22 protein-coding genes are annotated in these 22,319 nt (G+C 44.7%); 14 read left to right on the top strand and 8 right to left on the bottom strand.

Going from position 1 to position 22,319, the window contains the following annotated elements; genetic code table 11:
- Positions 1-120 precede the first annotated feature (120 nt).
- A complete protein-coding gene (rlmN, locus tag QUA38_RS00305) occupies positions 121-1,236 on the bottom strand; it encodes a 23S rRNA (adenine(2503)-C(2))-methyltransferase RlmN (protein ID WP_333158140.1) in 1,116 nt (371 codons plus the stop codon).
- 111 nt (positions 1,237-1,347) lie between these two features.
- A complete protein-coding gene (locus tag QUA38_RS00300) occupies positions 1,348-2,415 on the bottom strand; it encodes an acyltransferase (RefSeq protein WP_333158138.1) in 1,068 nt (355 codons plus the stop codon).
- Between the two features lie 422 nt (positions 2,416-2,837).
- On the opposite strand from QUA38_RS00300, the gene lgt reads away from it, so the two are divergent.
- From lgt to QUA38_RS00285, 3 genes are all read left to right on the top strand, one after another.
- The gene (lgt, locus tag QUA38_RS00295) at positions 2,838-3,731 is read left to right on the top strand and encodes a prolipoprotein diacylglyceryl transferase (RefSeq protein ID WP_333158136.1); all 894 of its coding nucleotides are present in this window, start codon (positions 2,838-2,840) and stop codon (positions 3,729-3,731) included.
- A gap of 120 nt (positions 3,732-3,851) precedes the next feature.
- Entirely contained in the window at positions 3,852-4,658 is an 807-nt protein-coding gene (cobM, locus tag QUA38_RS00290) for a precorrin-4 C(11)-methyltransferase (protein WP_333158135.1), read from the top strand.
- A 94-nt stretch (positions 4,659-4,752) separates the two neighbouring features.
- Positions 4,753-5,592 carry a dienelactone hydrolase family protein gene (locus tag QUA38_RS00285; protein ID WP_333158134.1) on the top strand — a complete coding sequence of 280 codons (840 nt, stop codon included), beginning with the start codon at positions 4,753-4,755 and terminating at the stop codon, positions 5,590-5,592.
- A gap of 173 nt (positions 5,593-5,765) precedes the next feature.
- Here QUA38_RS00285 and QUA38_RS00280 read toward each other — a convergent pair whose 3' ends face one another.
- Positions 5,766-6,965 carry a glycosyltransferase family 87 protein gene (locus QUA38_RS00280; protein WP_333158132.1) on the bottom strand — a complete coding sequence of 400 codons (1,200 nt, stop codon included), beginning with the start codon at positions 6,963-6,965 and terminating at the stop codon, positions 5,766-5,768.
- A 286-nt stretch (positions 6,966-7,251) separates the two neighbouring features.
- On the opposite strand from QUA38_RS00280, the gene QUA38_RS00275 reads away from it, so the two are divergent.
- Positions 7,252-7,734: a flavin reductase gene (locus QUA38_RS00275; protein WP_190659726.1), complete on the top strand. Its 483-nt coding sequence runs from the start codon at positions 7,252-7,254 to the stop codon at positions 7,732-7,734.
- Between the two features lie 42 nt (positions 7,735-7,776).
- Here QUA38_RS00275 and QUA38_RS00270 read toward each other — a convergent pair whose 3' ends face one another.
- Entirely contained in the window at positions 7,777-8,283 is a 507-nt protein-coding gene (locus QUA38_RS00270) for a pyroglutamyl-peptidase I family protein (RefSeq protein ID WP_333158130.1), read from the bottom strand.
- 46 nt (positions 8,284-8,329) lie between these two features.
- On the opposite strand from QUA38_RS00270, the gene hisH reads away from it, so the two are divergent.
- From hisH to hpsP, 9 genes are all read left to right on the top strand, one after another.
- A complete protein-coding gene (gene hisH / locus QUA38_RS00265) occupies positions 8,330-8,965 on the top strand; it encodes an imidazole glycerol phosphate synthase subunit HisH (RefSeq protein ID WP_333158128.1) in 636 nt (211 codons plus the stop codon).
- 178 nt (positions 8,966-9,143) lie between these two features.
- A complete protein-coding gene (gene rsmD, locus QUA38_RS00260; protein ID WP_333158126.1) occupies positions 9,144-9,686 on the top strand; it encodes a 16S rRNA (guanine(966)-N(2))-methyltransferase RsmD in 543 nt (180 codons plus the stop codon).
- A gap of 256 nt (positions 9,687-9,942) precedes the next feature.
- A complete protein-coding gene (gene glmM, locus QUA38_RS00255) occupies positions 9,943-11,403 on the top strand; it encodes a phosphoglucosamine mutase (RefSeq protein WP_333158224.1) in 1,461 nt (486 codons plus the stop codon).
- Positions 11,404-11,597: 194 nt separating this feature from the next.
- Positions 11,598-13,265, top strand: coding sequence for a glycosyltransferase family 39 protein (locus tag QUA38_RS00250; RefSeq protein ID WP_333158124.1), 1,668 nt, complete (start codon positions 11,598-11,600; stop codon positions 13,263-13,265).
- 18 nt (positions 13,266-13,283) lie between these two features.
- Entirely contained in the window at positions 13,284-14,258 is a 975-nt protein-coding gene (gene hpsN, locus QUA38_RS00245) for a hormogonium polysaccharide biosynthesis glycosyltransferase HpsN (RefSeq protein ID WP_333158122.1), read from the top strand.
- A gap of 27 nt (positions 14,259-14,285) precedes the next feature.
- A complete protein-coding gene (gene hpsO, locus QUA38_RS00240) occupies positions 14,286-15,455 on the top strand; it encodes a hormogonium polysaccharide biosynthesis glycosyltransferase HpsO (RefSeq protein WP_333158120.1) in 1,170 nt (389 codons plus the stop codon).
- Positions 15,456-15,498: 43 nt separating this feature from the next.
- Positions 15,499-15,846, top strand: coding sequence for a hypothetical protein (locus QUA38_RS00235; RefSeq protein WP_333158118.1), 348 nt, complete (start codon positions 15,499-15,501; stop codon positions 15,844-15,846).
- Positions 15,843-16,022, top strand: coding sequence for a hypothetical protein (locus tag QUA38_RS00230; RefSeq protein WP_190738631.1), 180 nt, complete (start codon positions 15,843-15,845; stop codon positions 16,020-16,022). Before QUA38_RS00235 ends, QUA38_RS00230 begins: the two co-directional genes overlap by 4 nt.
- 47 nt (positions 16,023-16,069) lie before the next feature.
- A complete protein-coding gene (gene hpsP, locus QUA38_RS00225) occupies positions 16,070-17,248 on the top strand; it encodes a hormogonium polysaccharide biosynthesis glycosyltransferase HpsP (protein ID WP_333158116.1) in 1,179 nt (392 codons plus the stop codon).
- A gap of 171 nt (positions 17,249-17,419) precedes the next feature.
- Here the strand turns inward: hpsP and QUA38_RS00220 are convergent, their stop codons facing one another.
- The 3 genes from QUA38_RS00220 to QUA38_RS00210 all read right to left on the bottom strand — a co-directional run bounded on the left by QUA38_RS00220 (position 17,420) and on the right by QUA38_RS00210 (position 19,830).
- A complete protein-coding gene (locus QUA38_RS00220) occupies positions 17,420-17,986 on the bottom strand; it encodes a TerD family protein (protein WP_333158114.1) in 567 nt (188 codons plus the stop codon).
- Positions 17,987-18,213: 227 nt separating this feature from the next.
- Positions 18,214-18,639: a DUF4359 domain-containing protein gene (locus tag QUA38_RS00215; RefSeq protein ID WP_333158112.1), complete on the bottom strand. Its 426-nt coding sequence runs from the start codon at positions 18,637-18,639 to the stop codon at positions 18,214-18,216.
- A 225-nt stretch (positions 18,640-18,864) separates the two neighbouring features.
- Positions 18,865-19,830: a M48 family metallopeptidase gene (locus QUA38_RS00210; protein ID WP_333158110.1), complete on the bottom strand. Its 966-nt coding sequence runs from the start codon at positions 19,828-19,830 to the stop codon at positions 18,865-18,867.
- Between the two features lie 227 nt (positions 19,831-20,057).
- Between QUA38_RS00210 and QUA38_RS00205 the strand changes: the two genes are divergently transcribed.
- The gene (locus tag QUA38_RS00205) at positions 20,058-20,609 is read left to right on the top strand and encodes an acireductone dioxygenase (RefSeq protein ID WP_333158108.1); all 552 of its coding nucleotides are present in this window, start codon (positions 20,058-20,060) and stop codon (positions 20,607-20,609) included.
- An 85-nt stretch (positions 20,610-20,694) separates the two neighbouring features.
- Here QUA38_RS00205 and QUA38_RS00200 read toward each other — a convergent pair whose 3' ends face one another.
- Positions 20,695-22,314 carry an NAD(P)/FAD-dependent oxidoreductase gene (locus QUA38_RS00200; RefSeq protein WP_333158106.1) on the bottom strand — a complete coding sequence of 540 codons (1,620 nt, stop codon included), beginning with the start codon at positions 22,312-22,314 and terminating at the stop codon, positions 20,695-20,697.
- Positions 22,315-22,319 lie beyond the last annotated feature (5 nt).

Raw genomic sequence — 22,319 nt, 5'->3', positions numbered from 1 at the left:
ACGGAGTTTTATTGTCGGGAGTATGGGTTGGGCATCCTGCCCGCCCGCAAAAGGCTAATTGAGAAGGGTCCAACATCTCAGGTCTAACGCACCCTACGACAATTTTTAGGGGTTAAAAATTCAATTCTCAACCTCGGATGCCCGCAATTGTCCGCAGGCTGCATCTGCTTCTAATCCGCGAGAATAGCGCACGCTAACTGCAATTTTCTTCTCCTTCAAAGCCGCAACGAAACTGTTAATTCGATTGGGAGTCGGTCGCTTATATTCAGCTTCCTGAATCGGATTGTAAGGAATCAAATTGACGTGACACTGAAAACCGCGCAAGTGAGTTGCTAACTCGGCTGCGTGCTCCGGTAAGTCATTCACACCTGCTAAAAGCACGTATTCAAAACTCAATCTGCGTCCAGTCGATCGCACATATTCCCGGCATTCTGCTACTAACTCACCCAAAGGATAAGGGCGGGCGCTAGGAATTAACTCTTCGCGCAATCTTTGATTGGAAGCGTGGAGGCTGACGGCAAGGGTAACTTGCAGTTGATGTTCGGCTAGTTGGCTGATGCGATTGCGAATTCCTACTGTGGAAATGGTGATATTTCGCTGTCCAATTCCTACGTCTTGATTCAAACACTTGACAGCAGCTACAACATTATCGAAATTCAGCAGGGGTTCGCCCATTCCCATAAATACGATGTGGCTGACTCTGCGGCCGAAATCTTGCTGTACAGTCAAGACTTGATCGACGATTTCGTGTTTTTCTAAATTGCGCTTGAAACCACCTTTGCCCGTAGCGCAAAAGTCGCATCCCATCGCGCAGCCAACTTGGGCTGAGACGCACACAGTCAGCCGTTTATCGGTGGGAATGCCTACTGTTTCAATGATTTGACCGTCTGCCAATTTTAAGAGATACTTTACCGTGGCGTCTGGTGCGACCGATCGATAATGAATGGTCGATCGCCCGATCGGAATTTTAGCAACAGTCTCGCGCCACTGTTTCGAGAATACAGAAATGTCAGAGATCGATCGCGCACCTTTCTCATAAATCCACTGGTACAACTGCTTTCCCCGATAAGCCGGTTGTCCCTGCTGCTGCACCCACTCCGTTAACTCAGCTAAACTAGCCCCCAGCAAGGGCGGAATTTTACCCGACTCAAAAGCCAAAACAGCAGTCTTGCGAGACTGATTCGCACCCTTGGAATTACCAGAAGAGTACACCTGAGAAACGGAAGTAGGAGACATAGGTCATCATAAAATTTAAAGCCACCCTCTATATTAAAACTTCTCGACCAAAGTGGCCGCCGATCGGTGACGAAATTGGCGAAAATAGACTTGGTAAATATTTTCTGGCACTTAACTTGATGAGGATGACAACTGCTTGCGTAGCTTTCCGCATGGCAGTTCTATATACCTATACATTGCATAGGCTAATATAAGAGAAATCAGCATACTTATTACTCCTTGCAAAGCTACAGAAATTTGAGGTAAATAAAGATAAACAGCCTTAATTACAGTATGGTGTACTAAATAAAGCGAGTATGAAAGCAAACCAATAAACCGCATCCAATTCCAATTGAGAATTTGAAATACTCCCCAATCGGGAAAACGGATAGCAGCAATAAAAAGACCATGTAGTGCAATACCTTGAATAGTGTAACGCAATGTACTTTCAAATTCAATAGAATCACATATAAACGACAAAATAATTACAGTAATTCCGGCTGGTAGTACGAAATACTTCCACAGTCTATCAGAGCCATAGGGAGTATCTAATACTGGGTTGCCATTTACCGCTAATGCACAGCCAAACAATATACTATCTATTCTCGTATCTGATAAAAAAATGATGCTATTCTCACCTGCTCCCATGCCAAACACTAGAAAACATCTCCAAATTAGAATAGCTAAGCAAATTCCCCAAATAATTAACATTTGCCTTTTGGGACTCACACGCATTTTGAGTAAACTTATGTAGAGAAAAGGGAAAAGACAGTAGAAGTGTTCCTCCACCGCCAGAGACCAATATACACCACTACCAGGAGCTACTCCGTAACCACCAGCAAAAGTTGCATAATAGTTATAATAATGGAGAGCCTGGCTTAAAAAACCTGGTAGTTGTATTTCTCCTTCAAGTACACCTATCAATGTCAAGGTAGATGCTACGAATAAGACTAGATAAAACCCCGGCCAGATTCGCAGAAAACGTCGTAAAAAAAAATGTTTTAAATTAATGAATTGGTTTTGTTCATATTCACGCCTCAGCAAAGTTGTGATCAAATATCCGCTTAAAAAGAAAAACACTGTTACACCAAAGGGTCCAGGGAAAATATTCTTGCCCCCTGCATGAGATAAAAAGACAATGAGAAAAGCAATCGTCCTAATTCCGTCTAAGGAAGGAATGTAAAATTTGGATGGTGTCACAATAATATTTATTTTAAAAAATTATTTTTTTGATGAGTGCATACTAACACCCATAGTTTTTTTATGTCAAGCCTCACTGATGCTTACAGCGTATCCCCGGTTTATGAAGTGCAGTAGGGAGACGGCAGGGCCTTGTCCCGGCGGGAATTGATCGATAAGCGGGTGTACTTCATCAACCTGCAACCTGCTGTATATTCCTGGACGCATTTCAAGGTAATTCTGTGATTCTGAGTGTAGCCTTTGAGTCCGTCGTGCCACGTCAACAAGGTTGCAATAACAAAAATCTCGACAACAAAGTTAATTTTTGGCAAAATTCCCCAAAAATTGCGTATAAATGACCGCAGCCACCTAAAATAAACTCTGTAGTTTGTTAAAGGGTATGCAAAATTTAACTGCTTTCCATCACAATTAATGCAACTTTTATGGTGCTAAATATTCTTGCGCTGCCCTTAGCGTTTCAATTTACATCGCCAGGCCCGATTATCTTTCAACTCGGCCCTCTAGCCATCCGCTGGTACGGACTGTTGATAGCTTCTGCCGTCTTAATTGGGGTGAGTCTGTCCCAATACTTGGCCCAAAAACGCCGCGTCAACCCTGAATTGCTGGGCGATTTGGCAATTTGGCTGGTTCTGGGCGCTATTCCCTGTGCTCGAATTTATTACGTAGCTTTCGAGTGGCAGCAATACGCCCAGAGGCCAGAGGATATTACTGCGATTTGGAAAGGCGGAATTGCCATTCACGGGGCGATTTTGGGTGGCACGCTCGCAGCTTTAATTTTTGCGAAAATCCAGCGAGTTTCTTTTTGGCAATTGGCAGATTTAATCGCGCCCTCGGCAATTCTCGGTCAGGCGATCGGACGGTGGGGAAATTTCTTTAACTCTGAAGCTTTTGGCAGTCCTACGGATTTGCCCTGGAAACTTTATATTCCCCCAAACAGCCGCCCGCCCGCCTACGCTAATTTTGAATACTTCCACCCCACATTTCTCTACGAATCCCTGTGGAATTTGACAGTATTTGGGTTGCTTCTGACTTTGTTTTTCCGCGATTTGCAGGGCAAAATTAGATTAAAAACTGGTGCTTTATTTTTGGTTTATATCGCAGCTTACAGTTCCGGTCGAGTCTGGATTGAAGGGTTGCGGACTGATAGTTTGATGTTCGGACCGCTGCGGACAGCGCAAATGGTAAGCTTGACTGGGATTGTTTTAGGGTTGGGTGGGTTAACTTGGCTTTATTTGCTCGATCGACCTTTACCTGATGTTGTCTCCCCCAATAGCGATCGGGCAAAGATCACTCAGAAATTGCCAGAGGATCAATAAAAAACCCCAGAGAGGTTAGTCTCTAGGGTTCAAAACCAGGGTGCATCTACCATCTCTTACTTCCAACTAAAATAGGTACATCCGGAAGAGTCCGTAAATTTAGCAAATTTTTTAGCAGCAATGAGTTTGACAGAGACTGAAGCCCTAATTCCAGGGGTATACATTGTAGGTGCAGGCCCGGGAGATCCGGATTTGTTGACTGTTAAGGCTCAAAAATTACTGGCTGCAGCCGATGTCATATTATTTGCTGATTCGTTAGTTCCAGAGCAAATTTTGCAGGGGGTGCGCGCCGATGCTGAAGTGATCCAAACTGCGGATAAGACCCTCGAAGAGATTGTACCTTTGATGGTGGAACGAGTGCGCGAGGGGAAAAGCGTCGTCCGCCTCCATTCGGGCGATCCCTGTCTCTACGGGGCTGTCGGCGAACAAATGCAAGCTTTGGCTTCCGAGGGAATTGCTTTTGAGGTAATCCCGGGAATTAGCGCTTTCCAACTTGCCGCAGCTAAACTTAAAATTGAGTTGACAGTTCCGGGAGTTGTGCAAACAATTATTTTGACGCGAATTAGCGGTAGAACCGAAGTACCGGAACGCGAAGAATTGGCGAGTTTAGCGGCTCATCAAGCGAGTTTGTGCCTCTATTTGAGCGCCCGCCATGTGGAACAGGCTCAAGCTAAATTGATGGAACATTACCCATCGGATTTGCCTGTAGCGATTTGTTATCGGTTGGGCTGGCCGGATGAAAAAATTGTGCTAGTTCCCCTTGACAAAATGGCCGTTGCTACGCGGGAAAATAATTTGATCAGAACGACAATGTACGTTATTAGTCCGGCATTGGGAAAATCAGCAGAAGGGCGATCGCGCTTGTACCATCCAGAGCACGATCGGCTTTTTAGACCCTCGAAGGAAGTTCGCCAACGCACTGTCTAACCGATGTAACGGATGTCAGGAAAAAGAAAGAGAGAAAAAAGAGCAATTCCCAATTCTCAATGGCCCAATCTAAAATCTAAAATCTAAAATCGCCATGACTGATTTAACTCGCAGACAATTTATCACTGTCACCGCATTAAGCGCCGGATTTGCCTTAGCAGTTCATCCTATTGCGGCTGCCGTTATCAATACGGATGCTGCTGGTTTAGTTGCAGGTGAGGTAAAAATTCCGGTAAAAGAAGGCTCAATTCCAGCCTACAGAGCAATGCCAGCCAGCGGCAGCAATTTTCCCGTAATTTTAGTAATTCAAGAAATCTTCGGAGTTCACGCCCACATTCAAGATATTTGCCGCCGTTTTGCCAAATTAGGTTATTTAGCGATCGCCCCAGAAATGTTTGCCCGTCAAGGTGATGTTTCTAAAATCACCGAGATTCCCGAAATTATTAGTAAAGTTGTCTCGAAAGTTCCTGACGCTCAAGTTATGTCCGATTTAGATGCAACCGTAGATTGGGCGCAAAAGTCCGGAAAAGGCAATACTAATAAGTTGGGAATTACAGGATTTTGCTGGGGTGGCAGAATTGTTTGGCTGTACTCTTCCCACAACCCCAAAGTCAAAGCTGGCGCGGCTTGGTACGGGCGTTTAGTTGGCAATTCTACGGATTTAACTCCCAAACAGCCGATCGACATTGCAGCAACTTTGAAAGTGCCTGTATTGGGGCTTTACGGCGGCAAAGACGAGGGAATTCCCAACGATACAGTCGAGAAAATGCGGGAAGTTCTCAAAACTGGTAGCAGCGGTTCAGAAATTGTGCTTTATCCAGATACGCCGCACGGTTTTAACGCTGACTACCGCCCCAGTTACCGGAAAAAAGAAGCTGAGGATGCTTGGAAACTGATGCAAGATTGGTTTAAGAAGCACGGAGTTGCACAATAGTTTTGAGATTTCTTCGTTCTTCGCACCCCTTCGCCTCTCGATGAGTTTTGAAGTTCATAAACCCGGTTTATTCGTAGATACTTAGTCGCCCAACCAGGATGTTTTCGTATAAACCGGGTTTATGAGGCAAGCACCCCTTATGATAATTTCTGCCCCTGGCAACTCTGCGAAAATCAAGCCATTTCTTGCTGAAATCCTTGACGAGATTTAGCTTTCATGCTGAATGCAAGAACACCAACTACCAGCATCAAAACAACAATTGTTCTCCAGTGAATCAAAAAAGGCAGACCCGCTGCTAAAAATATACGTCTCGGAAAAAAGAGCAGAAAAACTAAACTAATACTGGTGAGCAAAGCATTGCGGTTATTTCTAGAGTACAGCCACAGCGAGGTCAGAATCGGGAACAAACCTACATAATCGTAAACGTGAGTATATCCGAGGAATGTGAAGGATATACCCATCAGCAGAGCCAAGACATCTTCTCGATTAATTCTATTGCGGAACACCCAAAGCAGAACCGCTAAAATTACTGCCACAATCTTGATAGCCGGTATCTTCAAGCCTAAAGAAGCAAAAAGACTTTCCATACCAACTTTATCTTGAAACCCCGGTTGATTGAAAGGCAAAGAGCTATAGCTGTCTTGAATTCCTTGATGCCACGCTGCCAGGAGATCAACGGGTCCGCCGTGCAGCACCAATGGGTAAGCGCTCATAATTGTAACAGTTGCGAAGGCTACAGCTAGTATTTTCCAGTTCCGTTCTAGCAAAAACCAAATACCAAGCAATAAGCATAGTTGCGGTTTAAAGCTGGCTACACCCAAACAGATTCCTGCTAATACAAATTTTTGCCGTTCGCTGAAGAACCAAGCACCCATCGTCGCAGCAAAAGCGATCAAAGAAGTTTGACCCATCCAGACAACGTGGGCAGTGAATGGGTTGCCGATAATCATCGCACTGATTACCCAAATACCCAGTTGATTTTCACTATTATTTTGATGCTGGTTGATGGTGCGAACTGTCATCGCAATAATAGCTGCGATTGACAGCAAGTTGAGTAAGAGCCAGACGAATTTGGCAACCGAGTAATCGAACAGACCGACAAACATACACAATGCGGCTGATGGAGGAGGATAAAAGAAAGCGGCATTTTCTAGACCGTCAATTTCCTTTACTCCTGCTACACTTTGAACGAGTAAATCGTGGTTGTAGGGATTTAAACCCTTAAGCCAAGCACGTCCAGCAGCGTAAAGGACGCCACCATCAGCATTGAGTTGACCGTCTCTGCCAATCCCTATTATGCCGAAACAAATTAGAGATAATATACTGACGGCTAAAAGACCTAAACCAAAGTTCCGCTTAAACGATTCTGTCATCAAATTATCTCCGATTTTACTAAGGAATTGAGGGACTACTTTGAGATTGCAATATTAATGGCTAAAGTTTTAACACAGGATATAGTTAGTTGCAAACAAATCCAAGCAAATTAATTTAAGTTAATAAAAATAAATGTTGGGCGAAGCAGAAGATTTGGTATCGAAAAAAACAATATTGGCAATCTCAACAGTTTCGGTATGGGGATCGCCCTTAAGACAGTTGGGTTTGTGGGCCCGACATTGGTAAACTGGGCGGTGTAGAATTATCGATCGAACAGGTAAGCCCGTGCTAGACGAACAAGCTAAAAAAACCATCTTGCGGAAAATCCCTCACGGATTGTACATCTGTGGTGTCAAAGACGGGGAGGAAGTCAACGGTTTCACCGCTAGCTGGGTGATGCAATCTTCCTTTACCCCTCCTTTAGTTGTTAACTGCGTCAAGCAAGACTCCAAATCCCACGGCATGATCAAAGCCAGCGGTGTCTTTGCTTTGAGTTTCCTAGAAGCAGGGCAAAAAGAGTTAGCCCAGAAATTCTTCAAGCAGCAGCGCCGCGTTGGCAATAAATTTGAGGATGTAGAATTTTATCCCGGCGCGGAAACTGGTTGTCCGATTATCTCGGATTCTCTGGGTTACGTCGAGTGCAAAGTTGTCGGTGCTGTAGAACACGGGGATCACACGGTTTATGTGGGAGAAGTTGTGGCTGCAGGCGTCCACCGAGAAGGCAATCCGTTGCTACTAGAAAGCACGGGTTGGAATTACGGCGGCTAAAGAGTTGGCAATTGGCAACTGGCAGTTGTCAGTTGTCAGTTGTTAAGGGAGGCGAGTTAAAATTAATAAAAAATTGGCGATAATTTTGTCAGCATTTTCTTCTGTCAAAATTGGTACGTGTACGAAAATACATTGGGTGCTAAGTTGAGAATTTGCAAGGTGTTTTAAAACTGCATAATATAGAGCTTCGCAAACAAATTTTCCGGCTTCGTGACTGATTTCTGTTGCAGCTAAATCAGCGACTACCAGTTCGAGATTAACTGTTGTTTTCATAATGTCGCTCTCACAACAAGCGCAGGATTCTACGGTTAATTTTTGCCTGCTTTCGGCCATGCCGCAGCAGATAATAGTATCTGGTTGGAGTTGGTTGATTTGGGCGATCGCTAAATTAGGTGCTAGCTGAAAATCTACTGGCAGTTTCCTCAAAAAAGTCAGGGAATCAGGCAAAGATTTGATTTGGGAAATCTTGGCTAATAAGTCGTCCGAAGAGTTGGATTCCTGATGGGGAAGCCAAGTATCAAATGAGGTTAGCAGGATTTTCGCTGTCATATTTGTGCAATAATACTGATATTGATAATATAAGGCAAGTAAGTCAATGTCTGTCATTGCAGTAGTAGACTATGACATGGGCAATCTGCACTCAGTCTGTAAAGGCTTGGAAAATGTGGGTGCAGTGCCAAAAATTACAGATTCTCCTGCTATAATCGAGCAGGCTGATGCAGTGGTTTTGCCGGGGGTGGGTTCGTTTGACCCGGCAATGCAGAATTTACGATCGCGCAATTTGATAGAACCTATAAAAAGTGCGATCGCCTCGGGAAAACCTTTTTTAGGCATTTGTTTGGGTTTGCAAATTCTGTTTGAAAGTTCTGAAGAAGGCGTAGAACCGGGATTGGGCGTTATTGCGGGAAAAGTGCGCCGATTTCGCTCGGAACCGAGTTTGACAATTCCGCACATGGGATGGAATCAATTGCAATTTACTCAGCCGGATTTGCCGCTGTGGGAAAACTTACCGTCCGATCCTTGGGTTTATTTCGTGCATTCTTATTATGTCGATCCAGTGGAGTTAGAAGTGCGATCGGCAATGGTGAGTCACGGCAATCAAAACGTGACGGCGGCAATAGCTAAAGACAATGTGATGGCCGTGCAATTTCACCCGGAAAAGTCTTCGAGTACGGGATTGCAAATGCTGTCAAATTTTGTCAGTCTGGTGAGGGAAAAAGTACCCGCTTAGGTGGCATGAATCTTGAAAAACCCGGTAGATTGTCGAAACCGGGTTTGACATTTTTAAAAGTCTTCTTTCTTCCTGACATCCGCCCTTGCTAATCCGTTGCCGAACTTCCTTCTTCCTGACATTCATTACATCCGTTACATTTGTTACAGAATCCGTTGCCGAACTTCCTTCTTCCTAAATGAGCCTAAGAATCTGTGGCAATCGCCAAATCAAAACCCTGCCGGGACTCGCAACTCGCCCTACACCTTCGCGAGTCAGAGAAGCTTTATTTAATATTTGGCAAGGGACGATCGCAGATTGCAGATGGCTTGACATTTGTACCGGCAGCGGTTCGATGGGTGCAGAAGCTTTGTGTCGTCAAGCCGCGAGTGTCACTGGCATCGAACAGTCGGCGAAAGCTTGTGCGATTATCCGCGAAAACTGGGAGCAAGTAGCAGACTCGTCGCAAACATTCCAAATATTGCGGGGAAACGCGACGGCGAAATTGGCGACATTAGCGGGGCAGCAGTTCGATCGCATTTACTTCGATCCGCCCTACGCCAGCGACTTGTACGAACCTGTGTTAAACACGATCGCCAGCCAAGAAATGCTAGCACCAAACGGCGAAATCGCGATCGAACACAGCCCGGAGCTATCGACACAACCGATTTCCGGTCTAGAAATTTGCCGCCATAAAATATACGGCAATACAGCATTAACCTTCTACACACGCAGTTGCTGATAGGCTCAAACAGCAGCAGCGTCACTACTCGACGCAAAAAGAAACCGGGTTTCCGGGCGTTGGCGCGCCCGGTACTCCAAGTTTTTCCCTTGGGTACAATACAAATTTTTCCGATGAAGTTAAGCTTTGTGCGTAGGTTGTCACAGTAAGTTGCTTGAGCAATCGACGAAATAAATGGAGTTTACGCTGAAAATAAAGACTTTCAGTTGTAACATGAACCCAAAGTGTGAGTGTGAATATTCCTAAAGGAGTGAATATGGTTCAGACACCTTCGCGCCCTCGTGGCAGCGAGTTTCCGGCTGTTAACTCGGTACAGCCAGCCAAACTGGATACGATTCTGCTGGGAAATAGCCTCTCCCTGCCAAATACCAAACTCTTCGGCACAGACGGCATTCGCGGGAAAGTTGGAGAATTGCTGAATGCACCCCTAGCCTTGCAAGTGGGCTTCTGGGCTGGACAAGTTCTACGCCAAAATACCCCCAACCAGGGGCCTGTGATTTTGGGGCAAGACAGCAGGAATTCCAGCGATATGCTGGCAATGGCACTGTCAGCGGGTTTGACGGCCGCCGGTTTAGAAGTGTGGAATTTGGGATTGTGTCCCACTCCCTGCGTTGCTTATCTGGCAAGCGTTTCGGAGTCGGTCGGCGGAGTGATGATTTCGGCTTCTCACAATCCCCCAGAAGACAACGGCATTAAATTTTTCGGCTCAAACGGCTCCAAGCTGTCGCAGCAGTTGCAGGAACAAATCGAAGCGGGAATCCGGGGGGCAAAAGTTCCGGTTGCTAGCGTGGGTTGGGGGCAGCACTACCATCGGTCTGAGTTGATTAGAGATTATGCCACTTCGCTCTGTGATTCGCTGGAACAGATGAATTTGGAGGGAATGCGGATAGTTTTGGATTTGGCTTGGGGGGCGGCCGCGGGTTTGGGTCCGGCGGTGTTCGCGCAAATGGGGGCGGATGTAATCTGTTTGCACGACTCTCCTGATGGATCTCGCATTAATGTTAACTGCGGTTCTACTCATCTCGACAGTTTGCAAGCCGCAGTTTTGGAACACAATGCTGATTTGGGCTTTGCTTTTGACGGCGATGCCGATCGAGTTTTGTGTGTTGACAACCAAGGTCGAACGATTGACGGCGATTACATTCTTTATCTGTGGGGCCGGCAGTTGCGCGACTCCCAACAGTTACCATCCAATTTAATTATTTCTACTGTAATGGCTAACCTCGGCTTCGAGCGAGCTTGGGAAGAATTGGGGGGCAAACTAACTAGAACCAACGTGGGAGATCAGTACGTTCATGCTGAAATGCAGCGCACCGGTGCGATGTTGGGCGGCGAACAGTCAGGACATATTCTTTGTCCGCATTATGGTGTCAGCGGCGACGGTTTGCTGACAGCTTTGCATTTGGCTTCGCTGGTGCGCCAGTCCGGGCAATCTTTAGCACAATTGGTAAGTGGCAGTTTCCAAACTTATCCGCAGTTGCTGCGAAATATTCGGGTGGACGATCGCGAAAAACGCCTGAAATGGCACGAGTGCGAAGCAATGCAAAATGCGATCGAACGTGCTACAACAGCAATGGGCGAACAGGGACGGGTTTTGGTGCGCGCTTCTGGCACTGAACCGCTAATTCGAGTTATGGTGGAAGCTGCCAGCGCAGAATTGGCTAATTTCTGGACTGAGAATTTAGTTTTAGCCGTTCAGCAACACATAGCTATCTGATGGAAATGGGGAATTAATCTGAAGGAAGAAGGGATAAGCAAGAGGGAATAATAAAGAAGCAAGAATAAAGAACCCTCTAGATAAATATAGGGGATATTATTGAAACCAATGTCTCATTCTTTATTATCTCTTGCTTATTCCCTCTCCCCTAAATAACTAAATCCTTCTTTCTTCATTTCCCCATTTCTGATTGTATGAACACCAAATCAATTCAAAATGGGCGACTGCATCGAATTTCGTTAAAAATTTTAATTGTTGTCATATTAATAACGGGGATATGGTTTCGTTTTACTAATCTGGATCGCAAAGTCTACTCGTTCGACGAATCTATCACCTCGCTGCGAATTTCTGGCTACACTTGGACGGAAATGGTGCAGCAAGATTTTCAAGGCAAAACAATTAGCGTCGCAGATTTGCAGCGAAAATATCAGCAGATAAATCCCGAAAAAACTTGGTGGGATACTGTTAAAGGTTTAGCTACAGAAGAACCTCAACTGTCGCCTTTGTATTTTATTTTAGCCAGGTTTTGGGTGCACTTGTTCGGCCCGCAAGTGGCGACTGTCAGAAGTCTTTCAGCTTTGATTAGTTTCTTAGTTTTTCCCAGCATTTATTGGTTGTGCTGGGAATTATTTCGTTCTGCGTCTGTGGGATGGATGGCTGTTACAATCGTTGCTGTTTCCCCCTTTCACGTCTTGTACGCGCAAGAGGCAAGACCGTACATGATGTTTGCAGTCCTCGTCTTGCTATCCAATGCAATTCTGTTGCGGGCGTTAGCGAAGCCCGCCCCTACGGGGGCTACGCCAACGAAGAGGATCGCCCTACAAAATTCTCCCGCCACATCTAAATTGAGCAAGGCTGTTTGGTTTATTTATGCGATCGCCCTGACTTTAGGACTGTATTGTAGTTTATTATTTTTTTTAGTAATATTTGCCCACGGCCTTTATGTAATTCTCAAAGAGAATTGGCTTTTTGGCAAGACATTAATTACTTATTCAGTAACGGCCGCGATAGCAATAGTTCTTTTTGCTCCTTGGATTTGGGTATTACTGGAGAACGCGCCAAAAATCGAATCAACCGTAGGCTTCCCCCGCCTTTCCCTCTCTTTTATATCTTCACTTAAGCCTTTAATTTTCATCACCTGCCGAATGTTTATCGACACGCATTGGGCGGGTGGAATCATCAAATTGGCTTCGAGCAATATGACTACAGATTTAATCCGACTGATTGTAGTGGCAGTATTGCTGTTAACGCTCGCACATTCAATATACTCCCTCTGTCGCTCAACTCCCAAACGAGTTTGGCTGTTTGTATTGACAGCGATCGGAATTACAGCGATAGTATTGATAGCAGTGCGAGGCGTTGCCGATCGCTATCTAGTTCCCTATATTTTAGCAATCCAGATAGCTGTTGCCTATCTATTCACCGCTAAAATTGCAGTCACCCCCAATCCCCGCCAACAAAAACTGTGGCAGCTCGGTTTAATAGCACTAATATCGAGTGAAATAGTTTCTTGTGCCGTCAGCTCACAGTCACAACTTTGGTGGAACAAATATCCTTCTAGCACTAAATACAATCCCCAAGTAGCCGCGATTGTCAATCAAGCGAAAAAACCTTTAGTAATCACTCACGGAGGCAACAACATCACAGGAAAAATACTGTCTGTCAGCTATCTGCTAAAGCCGGAAGTACAGCTTTTGCTGGCAGTTAAACCTGAACAAGTAAAAATTCCTGATGGTTTTAGCGATGTATTTCTCTACCGAGCTACAGAAGCATTGCAAATTGAACTAGAAAAAGTGCAAAAATATAAAATCACACCAATTTACAAACCCGGCGATGTCTGGCTTTGGCGTGTAGAGAAATAATGAAAGTGGCAACTGCAAATGATGATTTCTGTTGTGATACCCACCTACAACCGCGAGCAACCTCTGCGAGAGACATTGGCTGATGCGCTTCGGCAAAATTACCCGACGTTTGAAGTGCTGGTAATCGATCAAACTCGCACCCACGAACCGGAAACTCAAGTTTATTTAGAGGAATTGGCAAATGCTGGCAAAATTCGGTGGTTTCGGGTAGATTGGGCAAGTTTGCCCGCAGCTCGAAATTATGCAGTGCGCCGCGCAGTTGGAGAGATTATTTTATTTATTGATGATGATGTACAATTGCCAGAGGGTTTTTTAGCGGCTCACGCTGACAACTATTTAGAAAAACCCGATGTGGGATGTGTGGCGGGCCGGGTTTTTGACAGAATGAAACTAGATAATTCTGGAGGGGATTTGGCGATCGAATATTTGCCCTCAGAAGCGATGGATGCTGGCATTGCCTGGTATTTTATCGATTTGGTGCATACAGTAAAACCGCAGCAGGTGCTCTCGGCTAGAGGCTGCAATATGTCATTTCGCTGGCAGGTTTTTGCCGAGTGGGGGCTGAGGTTTGATGAGCGGTTTGCAGGGAGTGCGGTGCGGGAGGAGTCGGATTTTTGTTTGAGATTGCGATCGACTGGTCTGAAAATTTGGTACGATCCCAATGCCTGTTTAGTTCACTTAGGGGAAGAGAGCGGCGGGTGTCACGATGTCAGCACGCGATCGATCGAATATCAAATCACATTTTATCACAATCACTTTCTAATGGGATTGAAAAATTTAACAGCTTTTCAATGCCTGCGATTTTTTGCCAAACTCTTTGACTGCCACGTTTTGGGAAATCCGCCTTGTTATAAAAGCCACTCGCCCATTAAAATTATAACTAGATTTGCTTTTTATATCTTGGGTTTTCTCAGTGCTATAAATACAGTATTTCAATCTCTGTGGAATGATGGACAAAGTTACACCCAGATAGACAACATTAACGCTCAATAATTCCCTATTCCTTCCCCCTTCCCCTAAATGAGAATTCTCGTTGCCAGTCACACCTATATTGTGGACATTAACAGGGAAAAATTCAAGATATTAGCAAGCCTAGAATCCGATATTGAAGTAACAGTTGTAGTGCCTCAGCGTTGGAAACCCGGAGGGGTTCAAAATAAAATTATAGAAACGGAATTTTATCAAAAGGGTTCTTTTAAAGTAATCCCTGTCTCCAACTTTAGTCAAAATAATCAAGGATTGCTAAGCTTTGGCTTTGATTTAATTAAAGTTTTGCAAAACTTTAGACCCCAGATAATCCAAGTTGAACAAGGTTCAAAATCCCTTGCTTGCGCTCAATTAATTTTATTAAATAAACTGCTCAAATTAAAAGCAAAAAATATACTCTTTACTTGGTGGAATCTGCCTTATCAATTGAATTGGCCTGTTTCAGTATTAGAAAATTACAATCTTCAGCACACCGACGGAATTATTGCAGGCAACTTAGATGGAGCTAAAATTTTGCGGCAGCGGGGCTATCAAGGTGCGGTAAAAGTAATGCCACAACTAGGAGTAGATGAAACTTTGTTTCGCCACACTGGTAAAGACGCTAATTTCTCGCGCAGGTTCGGCATTGAGCCGACCGATTTTGTGGTAGGATTTGTAGGGCGATTTGTCGAAGAAAAAGGACTGTTGACTTTAGCTGAAGCTTTGGCAGGGTTGGAAAAAAGCTCTTGGAAGTGGCTGTTAGTAGGACAAGGAAAATTGCGGACGCGCCTCGCAGAAAAATGTATTGAATGGGGAATCAGCGATCGAATAATCTGGGTAGAAAGCGTTTCCCACGAAGAGATTCCCCCCTACATTAACTTAATGAACTGTTTGGTATTGCCCTCGCAAACCAGCTATAAATTCAAAACTTTGACCACTGTGGGCTGGAAAGAACAATTCGGTCACGTTTTAATTGAAGCGATGGCCTGTAAAATTCCGGTTATCGGTTCCGACTGCGGGGAAATTCCCCACGTCATCGGCGATGCGGGGTTAATATTCCCCGAGGGAAATGCAGGGGTTTTGCGGGAGTGTTTGCAGCAATTGATGGAGGGACGGGAGTTGGCTGCTGATGTGGGCGATCGGGGTTATCAGAGAGCGATGAGCAATTATACCAATCAAGCTTTAGCTGAGCAGTTGTTGGAATTTTACAAAGAATTGTTGTAACTTTTAGCAGTATAATACAAGTGTTAAATAAAAGCTGTAGTAAATGTCTATTCCTTCCGACATACGCTCTTTGGTTGATGAACTCTACCAGGTACTACACGAGACTGAACGCCAAGCAACGCAGGGACTTTTTGCACTTAGAAGAGCAATGTCTCTTTTTCCAGAAAATGAAATACTGATGCAATACTTTTCTTCGATCAGTAATTTTCAATTCTGCGTATCAGGTGTTCGCTTACAAGCAGAGCACATGGTGGGCAATGTATTGATGGCTGGTGTGCCCGATGAAGATGTTCAAAAAGCAGGAGATTATTTAGCAGCATTGCTACGTATGGCTCCTGAAGCGAGAATTATGATTGACAAAGTAGTTGAGAGATTAGAAGCATTACCATGAAACAATTACCAGATGAAAGCCAACTCCTGGAAATTCTTGAAATTGTGAAAGCTGCAGAAGCTAAAGCCAGTGAAATGTATGAATTTTCCAAGACAATGGCTCACAATACCCAAATTACAGCCACAAAGAGAGAGGAAGCTGAACAGCTAGACGGGCAGCCTTTTCCAGATAATTAAATTTGTACTGGGAGAGGTTGGTATGTGGATTTAAATAACTATCCCTGATGCGGATTCTCCAAATTATCCCCTCAATTTCCCTAGTCTACGGCGGGCCAAGTCAAATGGTACTAGGACTTTCTGCTGCCCTCGCTTCACGAGGTATTGATGTCACAATTATCACCACAGATTCTAACGGAGATATCGGTCAACATCCCTTAGATGTCTCCTTAAATCAACCAATAAAACAGAACGGTTATCAAATTATTTATTTCCGCTGTTCTCCGTTTCGTAGATATAAGTTTTCTCTGGGTTTATTGCAGTGGTTAAATGAAAATGCACAACAATTTGACCTCGCCCACATTCACGCTTTATTCTCGCCAGTAATTACCTTTGCCGCCACAATTGCTAGATATCACAAGTTGCCATATATTATGCGTCCCTGCGGTATGCTTGACCCCGCAGATTTGCAGAAAAAAAAGCGCTTGAAACATATTTATGCCACGCTTTTAGAACGCCCTAATTTAGCAGGGGCAGCCGCAATTCACTTCACAAGTAAAGAAGAAGCTAAAATCTCAGAAAGATTTGGTTTGAACTGCACAAGCAAAATGCCTGCGCCACGGGATTTGGTGATTCCATTGGGGGTGACAGCAGATTTGTTTCCTACAAGATTGCGAGAATCTCAAGTGCCAATCATCTTATTTATGTCGCGAATTGAACCTAAAAAAGGGCTTGATTTGCTGATTCCAGCATTAGAAAGCATTTTAGGAGCGGGCATAGAGTTTCACTTTATTTTAGCTGGTTCAAATCCCCAAGATGCTGATTATGAAACAAAAATTAAAGTGCAAATTCAGAATTCAAGCTTAGCAAAATACACAACAATAACTGGCTTTGTGAGCGGTGATTTAAAAGTTGAACTGTTAACAAAAGCCGACTTATTTGTATTGCCTTCTTATTACGAAAACTTTGGCATTGCTGTAGCAGAAGCAATGGCCGCCGGTGTACCTGTCGCCATTTCCGATCGCATACATATTGCGGAAGACATACAGCAAGCAGAAGCTGGTTGGGTGGGGCCTTTGGAAGTAGGGGCGATCGCCAATTCAATTAAATCAGCACTTCTCAATCCACAGGAGCGCCAACGGCGGGGATTGAACGGCCAAGAGTATGCCAAAAAGCATTATAACTGGGAGGCGATCGCCCAGCACACCATCGATGCTTACCAGGAGATTTTGTCATCTATAGCATAAGGAAGAAGCATTAAAATCAATCGTTTCAGCCATTAACAACCTCCTAACCCTCTTGGCGGTTGCTATATTGACTAATGCGACTGAGGTTTACCTTTTACTTCTTCTCCTGCTGCGACTTCTTGTGCTGCTGCTATCAGAATGTGCAGGCGAGATTTTTTCATCGCTGTTACTTTAGCTGCAATACTTGTCAACAAAACTCTGCAATCCTGCCTGATATCCTGCTCCTACCGCCTGAAACCTCCACTCTCCATTCTTTCTATACAAACGACCAAATTCTACAGCAGTCTCTAACGAAAAATTTTCTTTTAATTCATACCGAACCAGTTCGCTTTTTGTATCCAAATTGGAAACTTTGATAAAAGCATTTTTGATATTGCTAAAATTTGCCTTATTTTTATCTGCTTCGTGAATAGTCACAACAAAAGTTATTTCCTCAATTTCAGGATTAACTCTTTCTAAGATAACGCCGTAAAGAGTCTTATTCTCTTGACCTCGGTTGTTTTTATCCCGAATCACTTGCAGTACCGAACTGTCACCGGATTGCAGATTATTGTAAAAGATAAAATATTTATCGTTAGGTATTTTGCCGTCAGCACCTAGCATAAAGGCAGAGACATCAATCTCGTAGCTTTGTCCTGCCTCTGTCACTTGCCAACCCAGGGCGATCGCCATTTTTTTTATACCAGGCGGTTCTTTAGAGATATTAAATCTCTCACCCTTACTTAATTGCATTGCCATCTGCTTATTTGTTAAACATCAAACTTTATAACGTTCATGTTAATATTAAGTGGGACATTAAGTTTTCTTCTTTAAGAAAACTTAATGTTTTGCCTCTAATAGCGGGCCTGATTAAAAATATGTGCTACCGCTCTCCGAATTTATTGAGATTTACTTAGAGACAATTACGTAAGAAAAAACCGGGCTTTCTACAAAACCCGGTTTCTAAAATGGAACTTAATTTGAAATTACTTTTGAGCATTTTCAGAACTAGGTGGCAAGGTCACGAAATTCCCAAAAGCTCCAACCGTTGGATAGCTTTTTTTGCCTAATTGAGTTGTGTAAATACTGACCACACCTAAATTTTGACGCTGCGTTGTATTGTCTAGCAAGCTTGCGATCGTGCCCCGCTGCGAAGTCAGCAAATTCTTGCAACTGCCGATCAAAGTATCTGTAATGCCGCCCAAAGCTTTCGGAACGCGAGAATCTTTGCACACAGTGCTTTCCAACTCGGTTTGGAGTACGCCGGAAGCATAAGTTAGGTATTCGTCTCTCCCAGGATTTGTAAATGCCATGCCGGCGGCCAGAAGAGTCAGGGCGATCGCGACTTTTCCCACATTGCCGAAAAAATTAGAAGTTGGCTTGTTAGTATTCATTGCGTTATCAATATTCATTTTTTTTAGCCCCGTTGATTTATAAGCTTCTCTTGATTTAAACTACACCTCCTCAGAAACAGATTTCCGAAAGGAGGGGACAGTTTTTAGATTGGAGGCCAGTTGCGAGTAAGTCTCTCACTGGTTTACCTTCCTTTTACGTTTCCCCCTCCCTCAAATCCGGTAAATCTTCAACAAAACATTTAGCTGGTTCCCAGGCACAGCCTGGAAACGAGGAATTTAAACTTAGTTTCGCTTTGATTTTTGCCTCTCGATCTCCCGCTGCAACTCTTCAATTTGACGGCGCAAAGCCTCCGTCTCGCTGTTAGGCGTTTGCGACTTCACATCAACCGCACCCTCAGCTACAGCCCGCTTGTAATTCCCTAGCTTAATTTGGCGGTATTCCTCGGAACTGGCCCAGTCTCGCAAATACCTCAGCCTTTCCACCGGGAAAGGGTGACTCAGCATCACGCCTTGGTCGCCGTTGTAAAGTAAAAATTTATACACTTGGTTGAGATTGTCTCGATCGAGCTCTTGATAGTTGTCAGACTGGCGGATAAATTCTTGCAAACTGCATTGGTCAGCATATTTACTGCTAACTCCAGCAAGTTTCATCATCGTCTTCATCACATTGTTCAAGTCATCGGTCACCAACAAAGCAGCCCGGTCTGCCGACAATTCAGCCTTGCGCCGCCACTCATAAAAAGCGAAAATTAAACCGCTACCGACCATATTTCCCAGCCCGAAAGTCATCTCGCCAATTGTCGAGGCGACGCTCATCGCCCAGGTAGCCATTTGATTTAAAGTTGGATGACCGCATTTAATGTGTCCCAACTCATGAGCCAAGACTACCCGCAGTTCCGCCTCGTCCAACAAGTCTAAAAGACCAGTGTTTAATTCTACATAAGGTTGGTTTTTTCCCAGGGCATAGCTGTTAACTAAGGGATTCTGAGAAACAAACAAACCCGGTTCTGGAAAAACATCTAAAGCCTGCACGCACTCCCGAAATATATGATAAATGCTGGCATATTGGCGTGGGCCGACTTGAATGCTATTTCCCATTAGGTAAACGAATTGTGGCCGTTCGTAGACAAATTCTACAAATTTGCTGGCAATTAAATCAAATCCAGGCACGCTCCGCAATGCTGCCTCGGCTTGGCGATCGAGGGGATGCTGAAAAGCTTCGCTAGAAATTCCCGTATAAGTAGGCATAGTTGTTGCAAAAATTACATTTAAGATATCAGTATTGCCGATCGCTGCTGGTGCTAGCTGGCGCCTGACTTATCAATATTATCGCGACAAATATTCAACTGTTGTGGAACAGGGCGGAAAGCCTGTTCAAATTAGCGTTAAAATTGTGATTCTGGTACAGGCGCGATCGACAAACATCTTTCACAGTGCCTGTGTATCGCCTCACCCAAAAATTGGAACGTGCAAAAATGGCTATCCTGCGACTCGAAAACGGTACCACCTACACTCAACAGAGCGACATTACCCGAGAACTCGCTTCCTTAAACATTCAACTCAACCGCTGGCCCGTGGGTGACAGCGCTGAAATTCAAAATTTGTTAGCTAAAGATGCTCTTGACGACAATCAAAAAGAGCAAGTGCTGCAAGCCCTCGACGGCTACTTTGAACAGTTGTCGGAAAGTGCAGGCTATCAGGATCGCGACTTAATCGTACTGCACCCAGACATTCCCAACCTCGACACTATGCTGTCGAAATTCACCAAGTGCCACATCCACGTCGATGATGAAGTTCGCTATATCGTAGCAGGCGAGGGCATTTTCGGCTTCGTGCGGCCTGACGGCAGCCAAGTCGAACTCACAGTGCAGCCGGAAGAATTTATCAACGTGCCGGCGAATACAGAACACTGGTTTTATTTGACAGCAGCCCGGAAAATTAAAGCGGTGCGCTATTTTATCACCAAAGAAGGCTGGATCCCGGAGTATACCGATACGGAAATTCGATCGCGTTTAGCTGCTGTTTGAACAGAGTGGACGGTTGAGGGTTGACGGTTGACAGTTGACAGTTGACGGCAATCTTCAAATCATCTAAAAATCCTCAAATCCAGCCTCAAATTTTGTGGTTTGAAGATTGCAATATGCTCAAAGCAACCGCCTCCGCCACCTTAATTCCATCAATCCCGGCCGACAGGATTCCACCCGCATATCCTGCACCTTCCCCAGCAGGATAAAGACCTTCTGTATTCAAACTCTGATAATCTTCCTTGCGTTTAATCCGAATTGGTGAAGAAGTGCGCGTTTCTACCCCAGTCAAAACCGCATCATCCATCGCAAATCCTTTAATCTGTTTGTCAAAAGCCGGAAGTGCTTCGCGGATAGCTGCGATCGCATAATCTGGCAAACTTTCGCTCAAATCAGTCATCACAACTCCCGGCGTATAAGACGGCTGCACACTGCCTAGCGCCGTGGAAGGGCGATTCGCCAAAAAATCCCCCACAAGCTGCCCAGGGGCGTTGTAAGTGCCACCTCCTAACTCAAATGCCCGTTCTTCTAAGCGACGCTGAAACTCAATTCCTGCTAAGGGATGACCGGGATAATCTTCCGGCGTGATACCCACCACAATCCCGCTGTTAGCATTGCGTTCATTGCGAGAATATTGACTCATCCCATTAGTGACAAGTCGCCCCGGTTCTGACGCCGCCGCCACTACCAAACCACCGGGACACATACAGAAACTATACACAGAACGATTGTTTTGGCAATGGTGAACCAGTTTGTAATCGGCGGCACCCAAAAGCTTATGGCCTGCGCGATCGCCAAAACGACAGCGATCAATAATAGTTTGGGGATGTTCCACCCGAAAACCAATAGAAAATGGTTTTGCTTCGATGTAAACCCCGCGCGAAAACAACATTTCAAAAGTATCGCGGGCGCTGTGTCCCACCGCCAGAACTATATAATTACTAGCAATATATTCTCCGCTGGCGAGGGTAAGTCCCTGCACTTTTCCATTTTCGATGTGGATATCTTCCACACGACTTTGAAACCTAATCTCTCCGCCTAATGATTCAATTTGGGCGCGAAGACTTTGGACAATTCCCACCAGTTTGAACGTGCCAATATGCGGTTTATTAATATATAAAATTTCCGGTGAAGCTCCTGCATTCACAAGTTCCGTCAATACCTTCCGTCCATAATGTTGAGGATCTTTAACTTGGCTGTAGAGTTTGCCATCGGAAAAAGTACCCGCACCACCTTCGCCAAACTGGGCGTTAGATTCTGGGTTGAATTCTGCTTTTTTCTTCCAAAATCCAAAGGTGTCAACTGTGCGATCGCGCACTGCTTTTCCGCGTTCTAAAAGGATGGGGCGAAACCCCATTTGTGCCAGCATCAGACCCGCAAACATACCGCACGGCCCTGTACCAATCACAATGGGGCGAATCGTCAAATTACTGGGGGCTTGCGCTACATAGCGATAACTCGTGTCTGGTGTCACCATTACATGAGGATCTTTTTTGAAGCGTTGGAGAAGTTGCTTTTCCTGTGTCGTCTCTACATCCACAATATAGACAAGGAGGATTTCTGCTTTTTTACGAGCATCATAGCTGCGCTTGAAGATGGAATAGCTGAGCAATTCTTCGGGGGGAATTTGCAGCTTTTTGATAATGGCACTGGCGATCGCATCTTGAGGATGATCTAGGGGGAGTTTTATTTCGGTTATTCGTAACATATAGT

Source organism: Microcoleus sp. Pol12B4, from assembly GCF_036701385.1.
Classification (GTDB): domain Bacteria; phylum Cyanobacteriota; class Cyanobacteriia; order Cyanobacteriales; family Microcoleaceae; genus Microcoleus.
Note: the sequence above shows the minus strand (reverse complement) of the source record. Positions and strands in the feature narration are given on the sequence as shown.